27 protein-coding genes are annotated in these 17247 nt (G+C 47.2%); all 27 read left to right on the top strand.

What is annotated here, in order from left to right; translation table 11 throughout:
* The first annotated feature begins 28 nt into the window (after positions 1-28).
* The 27 genes from fusA (at position 29) to secY (ending at position 17120) form a co-directional block, all read left to right on the top strand.
* Entirely contained in the window at positions 29-2104 is a 2076-nt protein-coding gene (gene fusA, locus JSQ80_RS07905) for an elongation factor G (protein ID WP_087432357.1), read from the top strand.
* 102 nt (positions 2105-2206) lie between these two features.
* Entirely contained in the window at positions 2207-3400 is a 1194-nt protein-coding gene (gene tuf, locus JSQ80_RS07900) for an elongation factor Tu (protein ID WP_087432356.1), read from the top strand.
* A 245-nt stretch (positions 3401-3645) separates the two neighbouring features.
* Positions 3646-5007, top strand: a complete 1362-nt coding sequence (locus tag JSQ80_RS07895; RefSeq protein WP_206094932.1) for a globin-coupled sensor protein — start codon at positions 3646-3648, stop codon at positions 5005-5007.
* 140 nt (positions 5008-5147) lie between these two features.
* Entirely contained in the window at positions 5148-5411 is a 264-nt protein-coding gene (locus tag JSQ80_RS07890) for a hypothetical protein (RefSeq protein WP_206094931.1), read from the top strand.
* Between the two features lie 336 nt (positions 5412-5747).
* Entirely contained in the window at positions 5748-5969 is a 222-nt protein-coding gene (locus JSQ80_RS07885; RefSeq protein WP_206094930.1) for a hypothetical protein, read from the top strand.
* A 346-nt stretch (positions 5970-6315) separates the two neighbouring features.
* A complete protein-coding gene (gene rpsJ / locus JSQ80_RS07880; protein WP_006676490.1) occupies positions 6316-6624 on the top strand; it encodes a 30S ribosomal protein S10 in 309 nt (102 codons plus the stop codon).
* 87 nt (positions 6625-6711) lie between these two features.
* Complete coding sequence (gene rplC / locus JSQ80_RS07875) at positions 6712-7335, top strand: 50S ribosomal protein L3 (protein ID WP_087432352.1); 624 nt, start codon at positions 6712-6714, stop codon at positions 7333-7335.
* Between the two features lie 25 nt (positions 7336-7360).
* A complete protein-coding gene (gene rplD, locus JSQ80_RS07870; protein ID WP_087432351.1) occupies positions 7361-7984 on the top strand; it encodes a 50S ribosomal protein L4 in 624 nt (207 codons plus the stop codon).
* Positions 7984-8274, top strand: a complete 291-nt coding sequence (rplW, locus tag JSQ80_RS07865; RefSeq protein ID WP_019420698.1) for a 50S ribosomal protein L23 — start codon at positions 7984-7986, stop codon at positions 8272-8274. Before rplD ends, rplW begins: the two co-directional genes overlap by 1 nt.
* A gap of 33 nt (positions 8275-8307) precedes the next feature.
* Complete coding sequence (gene rplB / locus JSQ80_RS07860; protein ID WP_087432350.1) at positions 8308-9138, top strand: 50S ribosomal protein L2; 831 nt, start codon at positions 8308-8310, stop codon at positions 9136-9138.
* Between the two features lie 71 nt (positions 9139-9209).
* Positions 9210-9488, top strand: coding sequence for a 30S ribosomal protein S19 (gene rpsS, locus JSQ80_RS07855; RefSeq protein WP_206094929.1), 279 nt, complete (start codon positions 9210-9212; stop codon positions 9486-9488).
* A 34-nt stretch (positions 9489-9522) separates the two neighbouring features.
* Positions 9523-9855 carry a 50S ribosomal protein L22 gene (gene rplV, locus JSQ80_RS07850; RefSeq protein WP_087432349.1) on the top strand — a complete coding sequence of 111 codons (333 nt, stop codon included), beginning with the start codon at positions 9523-9525 and terminating at the stop codon, positions 9853-9855.
* A gap of 13 nt (positions 9856-9868) precedes the next feature.
* Positions 9869-10534, top strand: coding sequence for a 30S ribosomal protein S3 (rpsC, locus tag JSQ80_RS07845; protein ID WP_087432348.1), 666 nt, complete (start codon positions 9869-9871; stop codon positions 10532-10534).
* A 2-nt stretch (positions 10535-10536) separates the two neighbouring features.
* Entirely contained in the window at positions 10537-10971 is a 435-nt protein-coding gene (gene rplP / locus JSQ80_RS07840) for a 50S ribosomal protein L16 (protein WP_019420703.1), read from the top strand.
* Positions 10961-11161 (top strand): 50S ribosomal protein L29, encoded by a 201-nt coding sequence (gene rpmC / locus JSQ80_RS07835; protein ID WP_019420704.1) that lies wholly within the window; start codon positions 10961-10963, stop codon positions 11159-11161. The genes rplP and rpmC overlap by 11 nt, the downstream gene beginning before the upstream one ends.
* A 62-nt stretch (positions 11162-11223) precedes the next feature.
* Positions 11224-11490: a 30S ribosomal protein S17 gene (gene rpsQ / locus JSQ80_RS07830; protein ID WP_019420705.1), complete on the top strand. Its 267-nt coding sequence runs from the start codon at positions 11224-11226 to the stop codon at positions 11488-11490.
* Between the two features lie 35 nt (positions 11491-11525).
* Complete coding sequence (gene rplN / locus JSQ80_RS07825; protein ID WP_019420706.1) at positions 11526-11894, top strand: 50S ribosomal protein L14; 369 nt, start codon at positions 11526-11528, stop codon at positions 11892-11894.
* Positions 11895-11933: 39 nt separating this feature from the next.
* Positions 11934-12284 carry a 50S ribosomal protein L24 gene (rplX, locus tag JSQ80_RS07820; RefSeq protein ID WP_019420707.1) on the top strand — a complete coding sequence of 117 codons (351 nt, stop codon included), beginning with the start codon at positions 11934-11936 and terminating at the stop codon, positions 12282-12284.
* 27 nt (positions 12285-12311) lie between these two features.
* Positions 12312-12854, top strand: coding sequence for a 50S ribosomal protein L5 (rplE, locus tag JSQ80_RS07815; protein ID WP_087432347.1), 543 nt, complete (start codon positions 12312-12314; stop codon positions 12852-12854).
* 87 nt (positions 12855-12941) lie between these two features.
* Positions 12942-13127 carry a type Z 30S ribosomal protein S14 gene (locus JSQ80_RS07810; RefSeq protein ID WP_006676503.1) on the top strand — a complete coding sequence of 62 codons (186 nt, stop codon included), beginning with the start codon at positions 12942-12944 and terminating at the stop codon, positions 13125-13127.
* A gap of 32 nt (positions 13128-13159) precedes the next feature.
* Entirely contained in the window at positions 13160-13558 is a 399-nt protein-coding gene (rpsH, locus tag JSQ80_RS07805; protein ID WP_087432346.1) for a 30S ribosomal protein S8, read from the top strand.
* Positions 13559-13591: 33 nt separating this feature from the next.
* Positions 13592-14134 carry a 50S ribosomal protein L6 gene (rplF, locus tag JSQ80_RS07800; RefSeq protein ID WP_087432345.1) on the top strand — a complete coding sequence of 181 codons (543 nt, stop codon included), beginning with the start codon at positions 13592-13594 and terminating at the stop codon, positions 14132-14134.
* Between the two features lie 64 nt (positions 14135-14198).
* Positions 14199-14567: a 50S ribosomal protein L18 gene (rplR, locus tag JSQ80_RS07795; RefSeq protein ID WP_087432344.1), complete on the top strand. Its 369-nt coding sequence runs from the start codon at positions 14199-14201 to the stop codon at positions 14565-14567.
* Between the two features lie 27 nt (positions 14568-14594).
* On the top strand, positions 14595-15092 hold the full coding sequence (gene rpsE / locus JSQ80_RS07790) for a 30S ribosomal protein S5 (protein WP_087432343.1): 498 nt from the start codon (positions 14595-14597) through the stop codon (positions 15090-15092).
* Positions 15093-15105: 13 nt separating this feature from the next.
* Positions 15106-15291: a 50S ribosomal protein L30 gene (gene rpmD, locus JSQ80_RS07785; RefSeq protein WP_019420713.1), complete on the top strand. Its 186-nt coding sequence runs from the start codon at positions 15106-15108 to the stop codon at positions 15289-15291.
* 90 nt (positions 15292-15381) lie between these two features.
* Positions 15382-15822: a 50S ribosomal protein L15 gene (rplO, locus tag JSQ80_RS07780; protein WP_206094928.1), complete on the top strand. Its 441-nt coding sequence runs from the start codon at positions 15382-15384 to the stop codon at positions 15820-15822.
* Positions 15822-17120 carry a preprotein translocase subunit SecY gene (secY, locus tag JSQ80_RS07775; RefSeq protein ID WP_087432341.1) on the top strand — a complete coding sequence of 433 codons (1299 nt, stop codon included), beginning with the start codon at positions 15822-15824 and terminating at the stop codon, positions 17118-17120. The genes rplO and secY overlap by 1 nt, the downstream gene beginning before the upstream one ends.
* Positions 17121-17247 lie beyond the last annotated feature (127 nt).

The following is a 17247-nucleotide window of genomic DNA, read 5'->3' as shown; positions in this document are numbered from 1 at the left end:
CTAACCCATTTTGAAGGGAGATCACTCCATGGCAAGACAGTTCTCCTTGGCAAATACGCGTAACATCGGGATCATGGCTCACATCGATGCCGGTAAAACAACGACAACGGAGCGTATTTTGTTCTACACTGGTCGTACTCATAAGATTGGTGAAACCCATGAAGGTTCTGCAACAATGGACTGGATGGAACAAGAACAAGAACGCGGTATCACGATTACATCTGCGGCAACAACCGCACAATGGAAAGGTCACCGCGTTAACATTATCGATACTCCGGGCCACGTTGACTTTACGGTAGAGGTTGAGCGTTCCCTTCGCGTATTGGACGGAGCCGTAGGCGTTTTCTCTGCAAAAGAGGGCGTTGAGCCGCAATCCGAAACGGTATGGCGTCAAGCTGACCGTTATGGTGTGCCTCGTATTGCTTACGTGAACAAAATGGACATCATCGGCGCTGATTACCTCGGCGTTATTGATTCCATGAAAGATCGTTTGCAAGCGAACGCTGTAGCGATTCAATTGCCGATTGGCGCAGAGAATGATTTCGTAGGTATCATCGATTTGATGACGGAAAAAGCGTACATCTTCAAAGATGACCTCGGAAAAGAAGTTGATGAAACTGAAGTTCCTGCTGAGTTGAAAGACAAAGTTGAAGAACTTCGCATGGAATTGGTTGAGAAGATTGCAGAGCTCGACGAAGACTTGATGATGAAGTACCTTGAAGGCGAAGAAATTTCAGTTCCTGAACTGAAAGCAGCTCTTCGCAAAGGGGTATGCAACGTTCAAATCTTCCCGGTTGTATGCGGATCTTCCTACCGTAACAAAGGCGTTCAGATGATGATCGACGCTGTTGTTGACTACCTGCCATCTCCATTGGATGTACCTGATATTCAAGGTCATCTTGAAGATGGTACGGAATCGATTCGTCATTCTTCGGACGAAGAGCCGTTCGCGGCCCTCGCGTTCAAGATTATGACAGACCCATACGTTGGTAAGCTGACGTTCTTCCGCGTATACTCTGGCGTACTGAACTCCGGTTCTTACGTTCTGAATGCAACGAAGAACAAGCGCGAGCGTATCGGTCGTATCCTTCAAATGCATGCGAACAGCCGTGAAGAAATCGCCGTAGTTTACTCTGGTGACATCGCAGCTGCAGTAGGCTTGAAAGATACAGGTACTGGCGACACGCTTTGTGACGAGAAGCACCCGATCATCTTGGAATCCATGAATTTCCCTGAACCGGTTATTCATATCGCCGTTGAGCCGAAGACAAAAGCGGACCAAGACAAACTTGGCGTAGCTTTGTCTAAGCTTACGGAAGAGGACCCAACATTGCGTGCTCACACGGATGAAGAAACGGGACAAACGATTCTTGGCGGTATGGGTGAGCTTCACCTTGATGTCATCGTTGACCGTATGCGTCGCGAGTTCAAAGTGGAAACAAACGTAGGTAAACCTCAGGTTGCTTACCGTGAAACGTTCCGTACAGCCGCTAAGGTTGAAGGTAAGTTCGTTCGTCAGTCCGGTGGCCGTGGTCAATACGGACACGTATGGATTGAGTTCGAACCGCAAGAGCCAGGCGCTGGCTTTACCTTTGAGAACAAAATTGTCGGTGGTGTCGTTCCGCGCGAATACATCGCGCCGGTACAAGCCGGTATCGAAGAGTCGATGAAGAACGGTGTCTTGGCCGGCTTCCCGCTCGTTGATATTAAAGCGACCATCTTCGATGGTTCTTACCACGATGTCGACTCCAGTGAAATGGCGTTTAAGATTGCCGGTTCCATGGCGCTTAAAGCAGCAAAAGACAAGTGTAATCCTTGCTTGCTCGAGCCAATCATGAAAGTCGAAGTCACTGTTCCTGAAGAGTACATGGGCGACGTTATGGGTATGCTGAACTCTCGCCGCGGTCGCATCGAAGGTATGGATTCCCGTGCAGGCGCACAAATTATCCGTGCCAAAGTGCCTCTCGCAGAAATGTTCGGTTACTCGACAACGCTTCGTTCCGGTACACAAGGCCGTGGCGTGTTCTCAATGGAAATTTCTCACTACGAAGAAGTTCCACGGAACATTTCGGAAGAGATTATTTCCAAGAACAAAGGCGAGTAATTTCGTCCTTGAATTGTTTTCAATCGGCTGAGCGCATGGCTTGCCCGTGCGCTTCCAGCCATTAAACCATACATTCCACTTATTAAGGAGGAACTAGTTCAAATGGCAAAGGCTAAGTTTGAACGTACGAAACCGCACGTTAATATCGGTACGATCGGTCACGTTGACCATGGTAAAACAACTTTGACTGCTGCAATCACTACAGTTCTGGCAAAAAAATACGGCGGTGGATCCGCTATCGCATTCGATCAAATCGATAAAGCTCCAGAAGAGCGCGAACGCGGTATCACAATTTCCACTTCCCACGTTGAGTATGAGACGGCTAACCGTCACTATGCTCACGTTGACTGCCCAGGTCACGCCGACTACGTTAAGAACATGATTACGGGTGCTGCTCAAATGGACGGCGCGATTCTCGTTGTATCCGCAGCTGACGGCCCAATGCCGCAAACTCGTGAGCACATCTTGCTTTCCCGCCAAGTAGGCGTACCTTACATCGTCGTATTCATGAACAAATGCGACATGGTTGAAGACGAAGAGTTGTTGGAATTGGTTGAAATGGAAATTCGCGATCTTCTTAGCGAATATGAATTCCCTGGCGACGATACTCCAATCATTCGCGGTTCTGCTCGTGAAGCTCTTCAAAATCCTGAAGGAGAATGGGCTGAAAAAATCGTTGAATTGTTCAACCAAGTTGACGAGTACATCCCAACTCCAGAGCGCGACACTGACAAACCTTTCTTGATGCCTGTCGAGGACGTATTCTCCATCACAGGCCGCGGTACAGTTGCTACTGGCCGTGTAGAGCGTGGTACAGTTAAAGTCGGCGACGAGATCGAAATCGTTGGTATTCACGAAGAAACTCGCAAATGTGTTGTTACGGGCGTTGAAATGTTCCGTAAACTTCTTGATTCCGCTCAAGCGGGCGACAACATCGGCGCATTGCTCCGTGGTGTTGACCGTAAAGACATCGAGCGCGGTCAAGTATTGGCTAAACCGGCTTCGGTTAAACCACACACTGAGTTTACTGCACAAGTGTACGTGTTGACTAAAGAAGAAGGTGGCCGTCACAAGCCTTTCTTCACTGGATACCGTCCACAGTTCTACTTCCGTACAACGGACGTAACTGGTGTAATCGATTTGCCAGAAGGCACTGAAATGGTTATGCCTGGTGACAACATCACAGTTACTGTTAACTTGATCGCTCCAATCGCGATTGAAGAAGGTACTCGCTTCGCTATCCGCGAAGGTGGCCGTACAGTAGGTGCTGGTGCGGTTGCATCCATCATCAAATAATGCAAGCTGCCGGCAGTAGCCGGCGCTTGATAGAACCCCTTGTCCTTCGGGACAGGGGGTTTTTTAGATCGCTTTTACATAACCATTATCGGAAATTCACAGTTCGTTCATCGTTCTCTCTTTGCTTTTTGTGCAAGACTTGTATAATAGAGCTTAAATCCTGCATTCATTGAAATTTAAATAGGCTTATAGACCTGTTTTGTGTCGAAAGTTGTTAGAATGTGCTGGCAGAAAGGAAGCAAAACATGCGCATAAAGCAATGGATTCAACGGTGGATAGATACAGTTGGTCAGACCCAGAGTAATGTCGGGACTCCTGTCCAACCCAATCACGTGAAAATATGGGATATCGATACGGATATTATGGCAGAGCAAGGGATTCGATTGCCTGAGAATCATCCTATACATAAACAAATTGGCATGATAGGGATAACGGATAACGATTTATCCTTGCTGCGAGCGATAAAGCCTCATCTTCTTCCCCATATCGCCCCAATAACGGACGTTTTCTATAACACGATTCTGGATGTAACCAGCCTCAACAACATGATTCAAAGTCACAGTTCAGTAGAACGTCTGAAGAAGACGTTGGAACAGCATATTTCCGAAATCTTTGACGGTATCATCGATGAGGCTTTTTTGAAGAAACGTTTTAAGATCGCGGAAGTGCATCATCGCATCGGACTGGATTCCAAGTGGTATATGGGAGCCTTTCAAAATTTACAGAACGGGTTAATCGATATCATTCATCGGCACATCGGCGATTCGCAGCTGCAGATACAGATGATGAGGGCGATTATGAAGATTATGAATCTGGAGCAGCAGATTGTGCTTGAGTCTTACGAGGAGCGCCACCGCATAGAACGGGAGCGACAATATCAAGAGGTTAAGGATGAACTGAAAGGCAATATGGCAGAACTGAGCAGCCACTTGGCAGAGCTTGCCGCTCATACGAATGAAACGATTCAAAGTCTAATCATGCGCGGCATGAATTTGAATGAAAGGGTGCTGCAGACAAGCGACTCAGCACATCAGACGCAGGTCAGAGCGGAAGACGGTGAACGGCTCATGATGCAATTTACGGGCAGCATGCAGCAAATCGTTGCACATACGCACTCCATGAAGTCGAGCATTGACGAGTTGAAAAATACATCGGTACGCATCCGCTCGATTGTAGGGGCCGTTAAAGAAATTGCAGACCAGACGAATCTGTTATCGCTCAATGCGTCGATCGAAGCTGCGCGTGCCGGCGAGCATGGAACAGGCTTTGCGATCGTTGCCAAAGAAGTAAATAAGCTTGCTGCGCATACGAAGGATACGGTTACGGATATTGAAGAGCTGATTGGCAATTCCACGTTGGTGACGAATGCGGTCGTCCACATCATTGCGCAGGTGAAGGGGAATGTAGGCGCCATTAGAGAACAAGCAGATGAGACGAGAGAGACATTCCACAATATCGTTGAACAGGTAGAGCGGAGCACGACAGATATGGAGCATGTGCAGGAGGAGATGAAGACGCTGCTGCAAATGATTACGGGCATCGGCCAATCGACAGCAGAAGTTGCCGCTTCGGCAGAACGGCTGAACGAAACGACACTGCATTTATAGCGGGAGCCGCGGAGTGAATGTTGCCCTAATCTTTATTGGAAAAGGCTGAGCTATTACGCCAGTCTTTTTCTATGTTTTGAAGATAGGACATGCTACGATTGCAATCGTGTTGCTTCATATTATAGGGCAGGAGGATTAAGATGAAAGTAATCATGAAACGGTTTATGCTGCTGCTTCCTTCTTTGTCTGATATTGCTTCAGCCAAAACACCTCTTAAGGAGGGAATGGTAATTGGCAAGATTGCATCGCAGCAATTGAAAGGGAAAATCAATGGCATACCCATACAGGGTTATACATTTCGCAATTCTTTCTGGGTTGCCGTCAAAGATTTAAACCACTACGGCTTTGACGTGGCCATCAACAATGACTCAAAATACGATACGCATCTCCCGAAACATAAATAAAAAGCTGGGCGGAATTGCCATTGCACATTCGGATCGTACTCCAATTGAGTCGAATGTTGCGTTTACACAAAAAGAGGCATATATAGAAAATCGTAAACTGACTGCTTATCAAATTGAGCTATCGTATATATCGAGGAAAAGTTCAGAACGGCTGATCAGGATGTTGAATCAATAGACGGCAATAAGGAAGAGGATAGCAAACAGTATTTAGGTACATATCTCGGCACGGTATTAGACTATGTTCTAACATCAAATGGCGAGAAGATTGAAAATCCCTATTTAGAGTCAGACACTGAGTTTTATACTACAAAGCAGCGTGCAAGAGATATTATCTATATGAAAGTGACGATAACGGGCTACGATGCTTATGATCGGGTCGTCAAAAATAGCATTTCCGGTGTTGGTTCAGCAAATGGAACCGCCCAACAAATGACTTTGGAAAGAGGATATACGAATGCCTATGGATGGAAAATGTATTTCCATGACAATATGGTCAAAGCGAACGTGAAGATTACATCTGTTCGTTACTCCGACGGAACGATATGGCGGCTTAAATAATCCGTAGCTACCTAATATAAGTAGAAGTATCTATATTGATAGATGGATTCATATCCAAAACCTGTGTCTTACAATGCACGCAGAGCTCATGTTAAACTCATATAGCAGATTCGATAGAGCCGGATTATATAATGTCCTGGAATGATGCAAGCGGCCAATGAAAATCATTGTGAAAAACACTTGCAATCGCCGGGACATTTATATATAATAATGAATGTTGTTCGTCGACGTTGCGATGAAGTGAGAGGTTACCGACACACCCGGCCCCTTTGCCATGGCGGTGTGCGAGGAAAATTTTCACGGAGTATGTCCGATGCAAAATTGGGCGATAAAAGGAGGGACTAAAATGGCAAAGCAAAAAATTCGTATTCGCTTGAAAGCATACGATCACAGAATTCTTGATCAATCCGCTGAGAAAATCGTTGAAACGGCAAAACGTTCCGGTGCAGGAGTATCCGGGCCAATCCCGTTGCCAACGGAGAAGCAAGTTATCACAATTCTTCGTGCGGTGCACAAGTACAAGGATTCCCGCGAGCAGTTCGAAATGCGCACGCATAAGCGCTTGATCGACATCGTGAATCCAACGCCGCAAACGGTGGATGCGCTGATGCGCCTGGACTTGCCGTCCGGTGTAGATATTGAAATTAAGCTGTAAGCTTTATTGAAGGAACAGTTATCCACAGCTGAATAACTGCTTTTTTCATAGTAATGAACGGATTAAGGATGGAAAAGAGGTGTCAACATGAAAGGTATCTTAGGTAAAAAGCTCGGCATGACTCAAATCTTTACCGCTGAAGGTAATGTAGTGCCGGTAACTGTTATCGAAGCTGGTCCTTGCGTCGTTCTTCAGAAGAAAGACGTTGAGAACGATGGCTACGAAGCTATCCAAATCGGCTATGCTGATAAGAAAGCAAAGCGTTCGACTAAGCCAGAAATCGGACACGCCAAAAAAGCAAATGCAACGCCTAAGCGCTACGTAAAAGAACTTCGTGGTGTGGAACTTTCTCAATATGAAGTTGGCCAGGAGTTGAAAGCCGACATCTTTGCAGAAGGTGAATTCGTAGACGTTACTGGTATTTCGAAAGGTAAAGGATTCGCCGGCGTTATCAAACGTTGGGGACAACACCGCGGTCCAATGACTCACGGTTCCCGTTACCATCGCGGACCAGGTTCCATGGGTTCCATTCAAGCGAACCGCGTTCCTAAAGGCAAACGCCTTCCAGGTCACATGGGTACAGATACGGTTACAATTCAAAATCTTGAAGTTGTTAAAGTGGATGCAGAACGCAATGTCATCCTCGTTAAAGGTTCCATTCCAGGTCCTAAAAACAGCTTCGTTAACGTAAAACAAGCAGTTAAAAAGTAATTGGTGAGGAAAGGAGGAGCTCAGAATGCCTAAAGTAGCAGTATACAACATTAGCGGTGCGCAAGTCGGTGAGATTGAATTGGCCGACACAGTATTCGGTATTGAACCGAATAAACACGTGCTTCATGATGCGGTTGTAATGCAGCTTGCATCGATGCGTCAAGGTACGCACAAAGTTAAGAACCGTTCCGAAGTTCGCGGCGGCGGCCGTAAGCCTTGGAAACAAAAAGGAACAGGCCGTGCGCGTCAAGGTTCGATTCGTTCGCCACAATGGAAAGGCGGCGGGGTTGTATTTGGACCGACTCCACGCAGTTATGCCTACAAGCTTCCTAAGAAAGTCCGCCGTCTGGCGATTAAATCCGCATTGTCTTCCAAAGTGTTGGCAGAGCAAATCATCGTATTGGATGCATTGGCTATGAACGCGCCGAAGACTAAAGAATTTGCGGCGATCTTGAATAATCTGAAAGTGGATCGCAAAGCGCTCGTCGTGCTCCCTGAGTACAATGACAGCGTGGCACTCTCCGCTCGCAACATTCCTTCGGTGAAGTTGGTTGCAGCAGACGGTGTGAACGTATATGATGTTCTTCGCCATGAGAAGCTCATCATTACGAAAGATGCGGTTCAGAAGGTAGAGGAGGTGTTCGCGTAATGAAAGACCCTCGCGATATCATTAAGCGTCCCATTATCACTGAGCGCACAGCTGACATGATGAACGACCTGAAATACGTATTTGAGGTTGATATCCGTGCTAACAAGACGGAAATCAAACAAGCTGTTGAGCAGATTTTCAAAGTGAAAGTAGCGAACGTGAACACGCTTCGCGTGCCAGCTAAGCCTAAACGCTATGGCCGCTACTCTGGTTATACTTCCGAATGGAAGAAAGCATTTGTAACGTTGACTAAAGACAGCAAGCCGCTCGAATTCTTCGAAACGGTATAAATACACGACTTGTAAAGTAAGGAGGGAAAACTAGTGCCTATCAAAAAGTACAAACCGACATCCCCGGCTCGTCGTGGCATGAGCGTGTCTACGTTCGAAGAGATTACGACAAGCACGCCGGAGAAATCGTTGCTTGCGCCATTGAGCAAACAAGCAGGCCGGAACAACCAAGGTAAAATTACGGTTCGCCATCAAGGCGGCGGACACAAGCGTAAATACCGCATCATCGACTTCAAACGCAACAAGGATGGCATTCCAGGCCGCGTTGCTACAGTTGAGTACGATCCAAACCGTACTTCCAACATCGCTTTGATTAACTATGCTGACGGTGAGAAACGCTACATCATCGCGCCGAAAGGCTTGAAAGTTGGCGACGTTATCGAATCGGGTTCCGCTGCGGACATCAAAATCGGTAATGCATTGCCGCTTGAGAATATTCCAGTGGGTACAGTTATCCACAATATCGAGTTGCAACCGGGTAAAGGCGGTCAGTTGGTTCGCGCCGCTGGTACGGAAGCCCAATTGCTCGGTAAAGAAGAAAAGTATGTAACAGTTCGTTTGTCTTCTGGCGAAGTTCGCAAAATTTTGAGAACTTGCCGTGCGACAATCGGTTCCGTTGGTAACGGTGACCATGAGCTTATCAAAATCGGTAAAGCAGGACGCAGCCGTTGGTTGGGTAAACGCCCAGTCGTTCGCGGTGTCGTTATGAACCCGGTTGATCACCCACACGGTGGTGGTGAAGGTCGCGCGCCGATCGGTCGTAAGTCTCCTATGTCTCCATGGGGTAAACCGACACTTGGTTACAAAACGCGTAAAAAAGGTAAGCATTCCGACAAATATATTGTTCGTCACCGCACGAAATAATATGAATCGGATTGAATACGAAGTGGCGTAACATGCGCAAGTATAAGGTCTCGTGAAGGGAGGATTCACACATGGGTCGCAGTTTGAAAAAAGGACCATTCGTCGATGGTCACCTGATGAAGAAAGTTGAAGAGTTGAACGAGTCCAACAAGAAAGTCGTTGTTAAGACTTGGTCCCGTCGTTCTACTATTTTTCCTCAATTCATCGGCCACACATTCGGAGTCTATGACGGCCGTAAACACGTGCCGGTGTACGTAACGGAAGATATGGTCGGACACAAGCTTGGCGAATTCGCGCCAACGCGTACGTACAAAGGTCATGACGACGATAAGAAAACGGGCAGACGATAATTTTGAGATATAGCATTCGAGGGGAGGTACTTCCATGCAAGCGAAGGCACATGCGAATAATGTTCGCATTGCTCCACGCAAAGTCAAGCTCGTTATCGACTTGATTCGCGGTAAAGAAGTGGGCGAAGCAATCGCAATTTTGCGCCACACGCCGAAATCGGCGTCCCCAGTGGTGGAAAAATTGTTGAACTCGGCAATTGCCAATGCAGAACATAACTACCAAATGGACGTGAACAAACTTGTTGTTACGCAAGTGTATGCGAACCAAGGGCCAACGATGAAACGTTTCCGCCCACGCGCTATGGGACGTGCAAGCCGTATCAACAAGAGAACTAGCCACATTACAATCGTGGTATCTGAGAAATAAGGAGGGATAACGTGTGGGCCAAAAGGTAAATCCAGTCGGACTTCGAGTTGGTATTATCCGTGACTGGGAATCCAAGTGGTATGCCGAGAAAGACTTCGGCACATTACTGATCGAAGATGTTAAAATTCGTGAATTCCTTAAAAATAGATTGAAAGATTCAGCCGTTTCCAAGATTGAGATTGAACGCGCGGCTAACCGCGTTAACGTAACAATCCACACTGCCAAGCCGGGTATGGTCATCGGTAAAGGTGGTTCCGAGGTTGAAGCGCTTCGTCGTGAAGTAACTAAAATTGCTGGCGGCAAGAAAGTTCACATCAACATTTCGGAAATCAAAACACCAGATTTGGACGCTATTCTGGTTGCTGAAAGCATTGCACAACAATTGGAACGTCGCGTTTCTTTCCGTCGTGCATTGAAACAAGCAATTCAACGTTCCATGCGTGCAGGCGCAAAAGGGATTAAAACTGCAGTTAGCGGTCGTCTGGGCGGTGCTGAAATCGCTCGTTCGGAAGGATATAGCGAAGGGACAGTGCCACTTCATACGCTTCGCGCCGACATTGACTACGGCACAGCTGAAGCTCATACAACTTACGGCCGAATCGGCGTAAAAGTATGGATCTATCGTGGAGAGGTACTTCCTGCGGCTAAGAAAAAGGCTGTTGAGGAAGGAGGCAACTAATCATGTTGGTACCTAAACGTGTCAAACACCGTAAGCATCAAAAAGGCCGCATGAAAGGTCAAGCTAAGGGTGGCACGACGTTGAACTTCGGCGAATACGGTTTGCAAGCTATGGAACCTACATGGATTACGAACCGTCAAATCGAAGCTGCCCGTATTGCGATGACTCGTTACATCAAACGTGGCGGTAAAGTATGGATTAAAATTTTCCCTGACAAACCGGTAACGGCGAAGCCGCTTGAGGTTCGGATGGGTAGCGGTAAAGGTAACGTCGAGAAATGGGTAGCTGTAGTCAAGCCAGGCAAGATCATGTTCGAGCTTTCTGGTGTCCCTGAGGATGTAGCACGCGAAGCAATGCGTCTTGCTGCTCATAAGCTGCCAATCAAGACGAAGTTTGTGAAACGCGAAGAAATGGGTGGTGAAGCAAATGAAAGCTAGTGAATTCCGCAACTTGACCACTGCTGAACTTGAACAAAAGATTGCCGGATTCAAGGAAGAACTTTTCAACCTCCGTTTCCAATTGGCTACCGGACAGCTTGACAACCCAACTCGCATCCGTGATGTACGTAAGGCGATTGCCCGTGCAAAAACGGTTGTTCGTGAAAGAGAACTTGGGATTACCAGTTAATTGACCTTGATGTCGATATCGGAATATAGACATCCTGTATCCAGGAAGGAGGCTTACCACTCATGAGTGAAGAACGTAACGCTCGTAAAGTGCAGATCGGGAAAGTCGTTAGCGACAAGATGGACAAAACAATCGTAGTTGCGGTTGAAACGTACAAAAAGCACAACCTGTACCACAAACGCATCAAATATACGAAAAAGTTCAAAGCGCATGACGAGAACAACGAAGCAAAGATCGGCGATACAGTGAAAATCATGGAGACGCGTCCGTTGTCGAAAGACAAGCGCTGGAGACTCGTTGAAGTCGTAGAGAAAGCAGTACTCGTTTAATGGACGGATAGTTTCACCGAAAGGAGGACAATCGAATGATTCAGCCATTTTCACGCTTGGCGGTAGCAGACAACTCTGGTGCGAAGGAACTGATGTGCATTCGCGTGTTGGGCGGTACTGGACGTAAAGCAGCTCACGTTGGTGATTTGATCGTATGCTCCGTAAAACAAGCAACACCAGGCGGCGTTGTCAAAAAAGGTGACGTTGTAAAAGCGGTTATTGTTCGTACAAAGCGCGCTGTACGTCGTAAAGACGGTTCTTATATCGCATTTGACGAGAACGCAGCGGTTATCGTGAAAGAAGACAAGGGCCCTCGCGGGACTCGTATTTTCGGACCTGTTGCTCGCGAGCTTCGCGAAAAAGATTTCATGAAAATCGTTTCCCTGGCTCCGGAAGTTATTTAATCAACTTGCCCGCCAGGCAAGACTCAGGAGGTGTGACACATGCCACGATTGAAGAAAATTCTCGAGTCGCATAACAACAAATTGCACGTGAAGAAAGACGACACGGTTATCGTCATCACGGGTAAAGATAAAGGCAAAAAAGGCCGCGTTATCGCAGCTTATCCTCGTGAAAACCGCGTTCTTGTGGAAGGCGTAAACATGGTGAAGAAGCATCAGAAGCCTAACGCTATGAACCCACAAGGCGGCATTCTCGAGCAAGAAGCGCCAATCCACGCGTCGAACGTAATGCACGTGGATCCGAAGTCGGGTAAAGTAACGCGCATTGGTTACAAAGTTGTGAACGACAAAAAAGTGCGCGTAGCGAAACGCTCCGGCGAAATCATCGACTAACGCTTACGGAAAGGAGGTCCTTTTTACATGGCAGCTCGTTTGAAAGAACGTTATTTGAACGAAATTACTCCTGCGCTGATGCAGAAGTTCAACTATACATCTGTTATGAAAGTTCCAAAAGTGGAGAAAGTCGTCATCAACATGGGTATGGGTGAGGCTGTTCAGAACTCCAAGGTATTGGATACAGCGGTTGCTGAATTGGAACAAATCGCTGGTCAAAAGCCAGTTATTACACGCGCGAAGAAGTCTATCGCAGGCTTTAAACTTCGTGAAGGAATGCCGATTGGTGTGAAAGTGACACTGCGCGGTGAGCGTATGTATTACTTCTTGGACAAATTGTTCAATGTCACGCTTCCACGTGTCCGCGACTTCCGCGGTATCTCGAACAAAGCGTTTGACGGCCGCGGCAACTACACGCTTGGTCTTAAGGAGCAAATCATCTTCCCTGAGATCGAGTACGATAAAGTAGACAAAGTGCGCGGTATGGATATCGTCATCGTAACGACGGCGAATACGGATGAAGAGTCCCGCGAACTGTTGACGCAACTCGGCATGCCTTTCGTGAAGTAATTCGCGCAGGTCGGTTAAGATTGTGAAATGAACGGAGATTATTCGTTCCGAATACATCGACACAAATCTCTAGGAGGTGTCAACTACGTGGCAAAAACTTCGATGAAAATCAAGCAACAACGCAAACCGAAGTTTCAAGTACGGGCATACACACGCTGCGAGCGTTGCGGACGTCCGCACTCTGTATTACGTAAGTTCAAAATTTGCAGAATTTGTTTCCGCGAATTGGCATACAAAGGCCAGATTCCTGGCGTTAAAAAAGCTAGCTGGTAATCAACCCTGTTGCGGGAAGGAGGTTTACACTAATGGTTATGTCCGATCCGATTGCAGATATGCTTACACGCATTCGCAATGCAAACACAGTACGTCATGAAACGGTGGAAATGCCAGCTTCGACGATGAAGAAGCAAATTGCTGAAATCTTGAAGCGTGAAGGTTTTATCCGCGATGCAGAATATATCGATGACAACAAACAAGGTATGATCCGCATTTTCCTGAAATACGGTGCAGACAACGAGCGTGTTATTACAGGCTTGAAGCGCATCAGTAAACCAGGATTGCGCGTGTACACGAAATCCACAGAGGTACCACGCGTATTGGGCGGTCTCGGTATCGCAATTATTTCGACGTCTAAGGGCGTTATGACAGACAAAGAAGCTCGCCAAGCAAAATCTGGTGGCGAGGTAATCTGCTACGTTTGGTAAACCATTCGCATAAGATTGGAGGTGCAACAACACATGTCTCGTATTGGTCGCAAGCCAATTAACGTGCCAAGTGGCGTAACTGTCACTTTGGATAACAGCGTTATTACTGTAAAAGGACCTAAAGGAACATTGACACGTGAACTTCACAAAGACATGAAAGTGTCCGTCGAAGAAACTGTTATTTCCGTTGAACGTCCTTCTGAAAATAAACTTCATCGTTCGTTGCACGGAACTACTCGCAGCGTAATCAGCAACATGGTGAATGGAGTAACGGAAGGTTTCTCCAAAACTTTGGAGTTGGTCGGTGTAGGTTACCGTGCGAACAAGTCCGGCGACAAGCTCGTCTTGAACGTTGGATACTCCCATCCGGTTGAAATTACACCGGAAGCTGGCATCGAATTCGAAGTGCCTGCTCAAACGAAAATTATCGTTAAAGGCATCGACAAAGAGCGCGTTGGTGCATACGCAGCGAAAATTCGTTCCGTACGCGAGCCTGAGCCTTACAAAGGCAAAGGGATTAAATACGAAGGTGAACGCATTATTCGCAAGGAAGGTAAAGCAGGCAAGAAGAAATAAAATCTTGCCTAGCTCACTTACCTTAGTAGCTTGACGGTCAAACTGAAGGGAGTGAAACAATCAGATGATTACGAAAGCCGATAAAAACAAAGCTCGTTTGAAAAGACACCTTCGTGTCCGTAAGAAAATTGAAGGAACGACTGAACGTCCTCGTTTGAACGTATTCCGTTCCTCTAAACATATCTACGCTCAGCTTATCGACGATGTTAAAGGTGTCACTATCGTATCTGCATCGACGATGGACAAAGAGCTTAGTGCCGACATCAAAAACGGCGGTAACGTCGAATCGGCACGCAAAGTGGGCGAATTGATCGCGAAACGTGCAAAAGCACAAGGTTACGATACAGTCGTATTCGATCGCGGCGGTTACTTGTACCACGGACGTATTCATGCGTTGGCTGACGCGGCACGCGAAGCTGGCCTTGAATTCTAATGAATTCAATCGAAGGAGGTAAACGACTTGCGAGTTGATCCAAACACGTTAGAACTTTCTGAAAAAGTTGTTCAAATTAACCGCGTGGCTAAAGTCGTAAAGGGCGGACGCCGCTTTAGCTTTAGCGCACTCGTAGTTGTTGGAGATGGCAATGGTTGGGTCGGCGCAGGCATCGGTAAAGCATCCGAAGTACCTGACGCTATCCGCAAAGGCATCGAAGACGCAAAGAAAAATCTGATTCATGTTCCGTTTGTTAACACGACAATCCCTCACCTAGTTACGGGTCAGTTCGGCGCTGGTAAAGTTCTCTTGAAACCAGCTTCCGAAGGTACAGGGGTTATCGCTGGCGGGCCTGTTCGCGCCGTGTTGGAGTTGGCAGGTGTAGGCGATATCTTGACGAAATCGCTTGGTTCCTCGAACTCTATGAACATGGTTAACGCAACACTTGAAGGTCTGTCCCGTCTGAAGACGGCAGAGCAAGTAGCGAAATTGCGCGGCAAATCCGTTGAAGAACTGTTAGGATAAGGAGGGGACAAAGATGGCGAAATTGCAAATTACCCTCGTTCGCAGTCTGATCGGTCGCCCGCAAACTCAACGTAGCACGGTGAACACATTGGGCTTGCGCAAAATGAATCAGACAGTTGTTCATAATGACAACGATGCGATCCGCGGAATGGTCAATCAAGTGAAACATCTGGTTGAAGTAAAAGAAATCGAAGCGTAAGGTTTCATACCCCGCGCTTCATTCAACTGTTCGAAACATGTACAACAAATAATGATGAGTGCATAAATATTTAAGGAGGTGCGACGAACGATGAAGTTGAATGAACTTTCTCCGGCACCTGGTTCCCGCAGCGAACGTAAGCGCGTTGGCCGTGGTATCGCGACAGGAAATGGGAAGACATCTGGCCGTGGTCACAAAGGTCAAAATTCTCGTTCCGGCGGTGGTGTTCGTCCGGGCTTCGAGGGTGGACAAAACCCACTGTACCGTCGTTTGCCAAAACGCGGTTTCATCAACCCTACTCGCAAAGAGTACGCGGTTATTAACGTGACGGAATTGAACCGCTTTGAAGCAGGAACGGAAGTAACTCCGGAATTGCTGATGGAACAAGGCATCGTGAAAAACCCAATGAGCGGAATCAAAATCTTGGGTAATGGTGAATTGTCCGTTAAATTGACGGTCAAAGCAAATAAGTTCTCTCAATCTGCGGTAGAGAAGATCGAGGCTGCCGGCGGTAAATCCGAGGTGATCTAATGTTCAAGACCGTATCGAATATATGGCGAGTCGAGGATCTGAGACGTAAGATTTTATTTACGCTCATGGTCTTGATCGTATATCGCGTTGGTTCCTTCATACCGGTTCCTGGCGTAGATACATCGGTCTTTGCTTCAGCGAACCAAGGAACAGACCTGTTCAGCTTGCTGAACACATTTTCCGGCGGTGCGTTGTTCAAGTTTTCCATCTTTGCGCTCGGTATTATGCCGTATATCACGGCATCCATTATCGTGCAGCTTCTAACCATGGACGTCATTCCGAAGTTTGCGGAATGGGCGAAAGAAGGAGAAGTCGGCAAACGTAAGCTAGCCCAGATTACGCGCTACGGCACGATTATTTTGGGATTGATTCAAGCATTCGGTACAGCGATTGGATTTAACCGTATGTATGGCATGGAGTTGGTTCCGGGGGCCACACTTGCGGATTACATTCTAATCGCCATTGTCCTGACTGCCGGTACGGCCTTCTTGATGTGGCTTGGTGAACAAATCACGGAGAAGGGCATCGGAAACGGCATCTCGATCTTAATCTTTGCGGGTATCGTTGCAGGTATCCCTACGCATATCAGCGAGATTTATCGTTCGCAATTTGTCGATGCCAGCGGACAAATGTTCCTGAACATCGTTAAGATGATTTTAATCGTGTTATTCATCGTGTTGATTGTGGTTGGTGTTATCTTCATTCAGCAAGGTAACCGCAAAATTCCGGTGCAATACGCAAAACGTGTTGTCGGCAACAAAATGTACGGCGGGCAGAACACGCATATTCCACTCAAGGTGAATGGCGCTGGCGTTATTCCGGTCATCTTCGCGGTATCGCTGTTGATGTTCCCGATTACGATTGCGCAGTTCTGGGCGGATAAGCCGTGGGCCAAATGGGTAATCTCCCACATGTATTATGACAAGCCGCTTGGCATGGTCTTGTATGTGCTGTTGATTATCGGGTTCACGTTCTTCTACACGTTCGTGCAATTGAACCCGCAACAAATGGCGGATCAAATGAAAAAGAACGGCGGATATATTCCGGGCATTCGTCCTGGGAAGGCGACAGCCACGTACTTGACTCGCGTTATGTCCCGCATTACGTTAGCGGGCGCGTTGTTCCTGGCGCTTATCTCAATCTTGCCTGTGTTCTTCGGAGCACTTGCCGGATTGCCGCGTTCCGTTCAAATTGGCGGTACTTCAATTCTCATCGTCGTCGGCGTTGCGCTGGATACGATGAAACAAATTGAAAGCCAATTGATTAAACGCCATTACAAAGGTTTCATCAACAAATAGGCGATAGGTACTGATGAACCAAGAGCGGCTCATCGGCACCTATTGTGCTGTTTCTTGTAGGGCAGAGGCTTAACGAATGGCATCGAAGCACCCCACTTCCGACGAAGTTAAGCCTGTGCTTACAGTA

Origin of the sequence: Paenibacillus apiarius, from assembly GCF_017052585.1 — a bacterium.
Taxonomy (GTDB): Bacteria; Bacillota; Bacilli; order Paenibacillales; family Paenibacillaceae; genus Paenibacillus_B; species Paenibacillus_B apiarius.
Note: the sequence above shows the minus strand (reverse complement) of the source record. Positions and strands in the feature narration are given on the sequence as shown.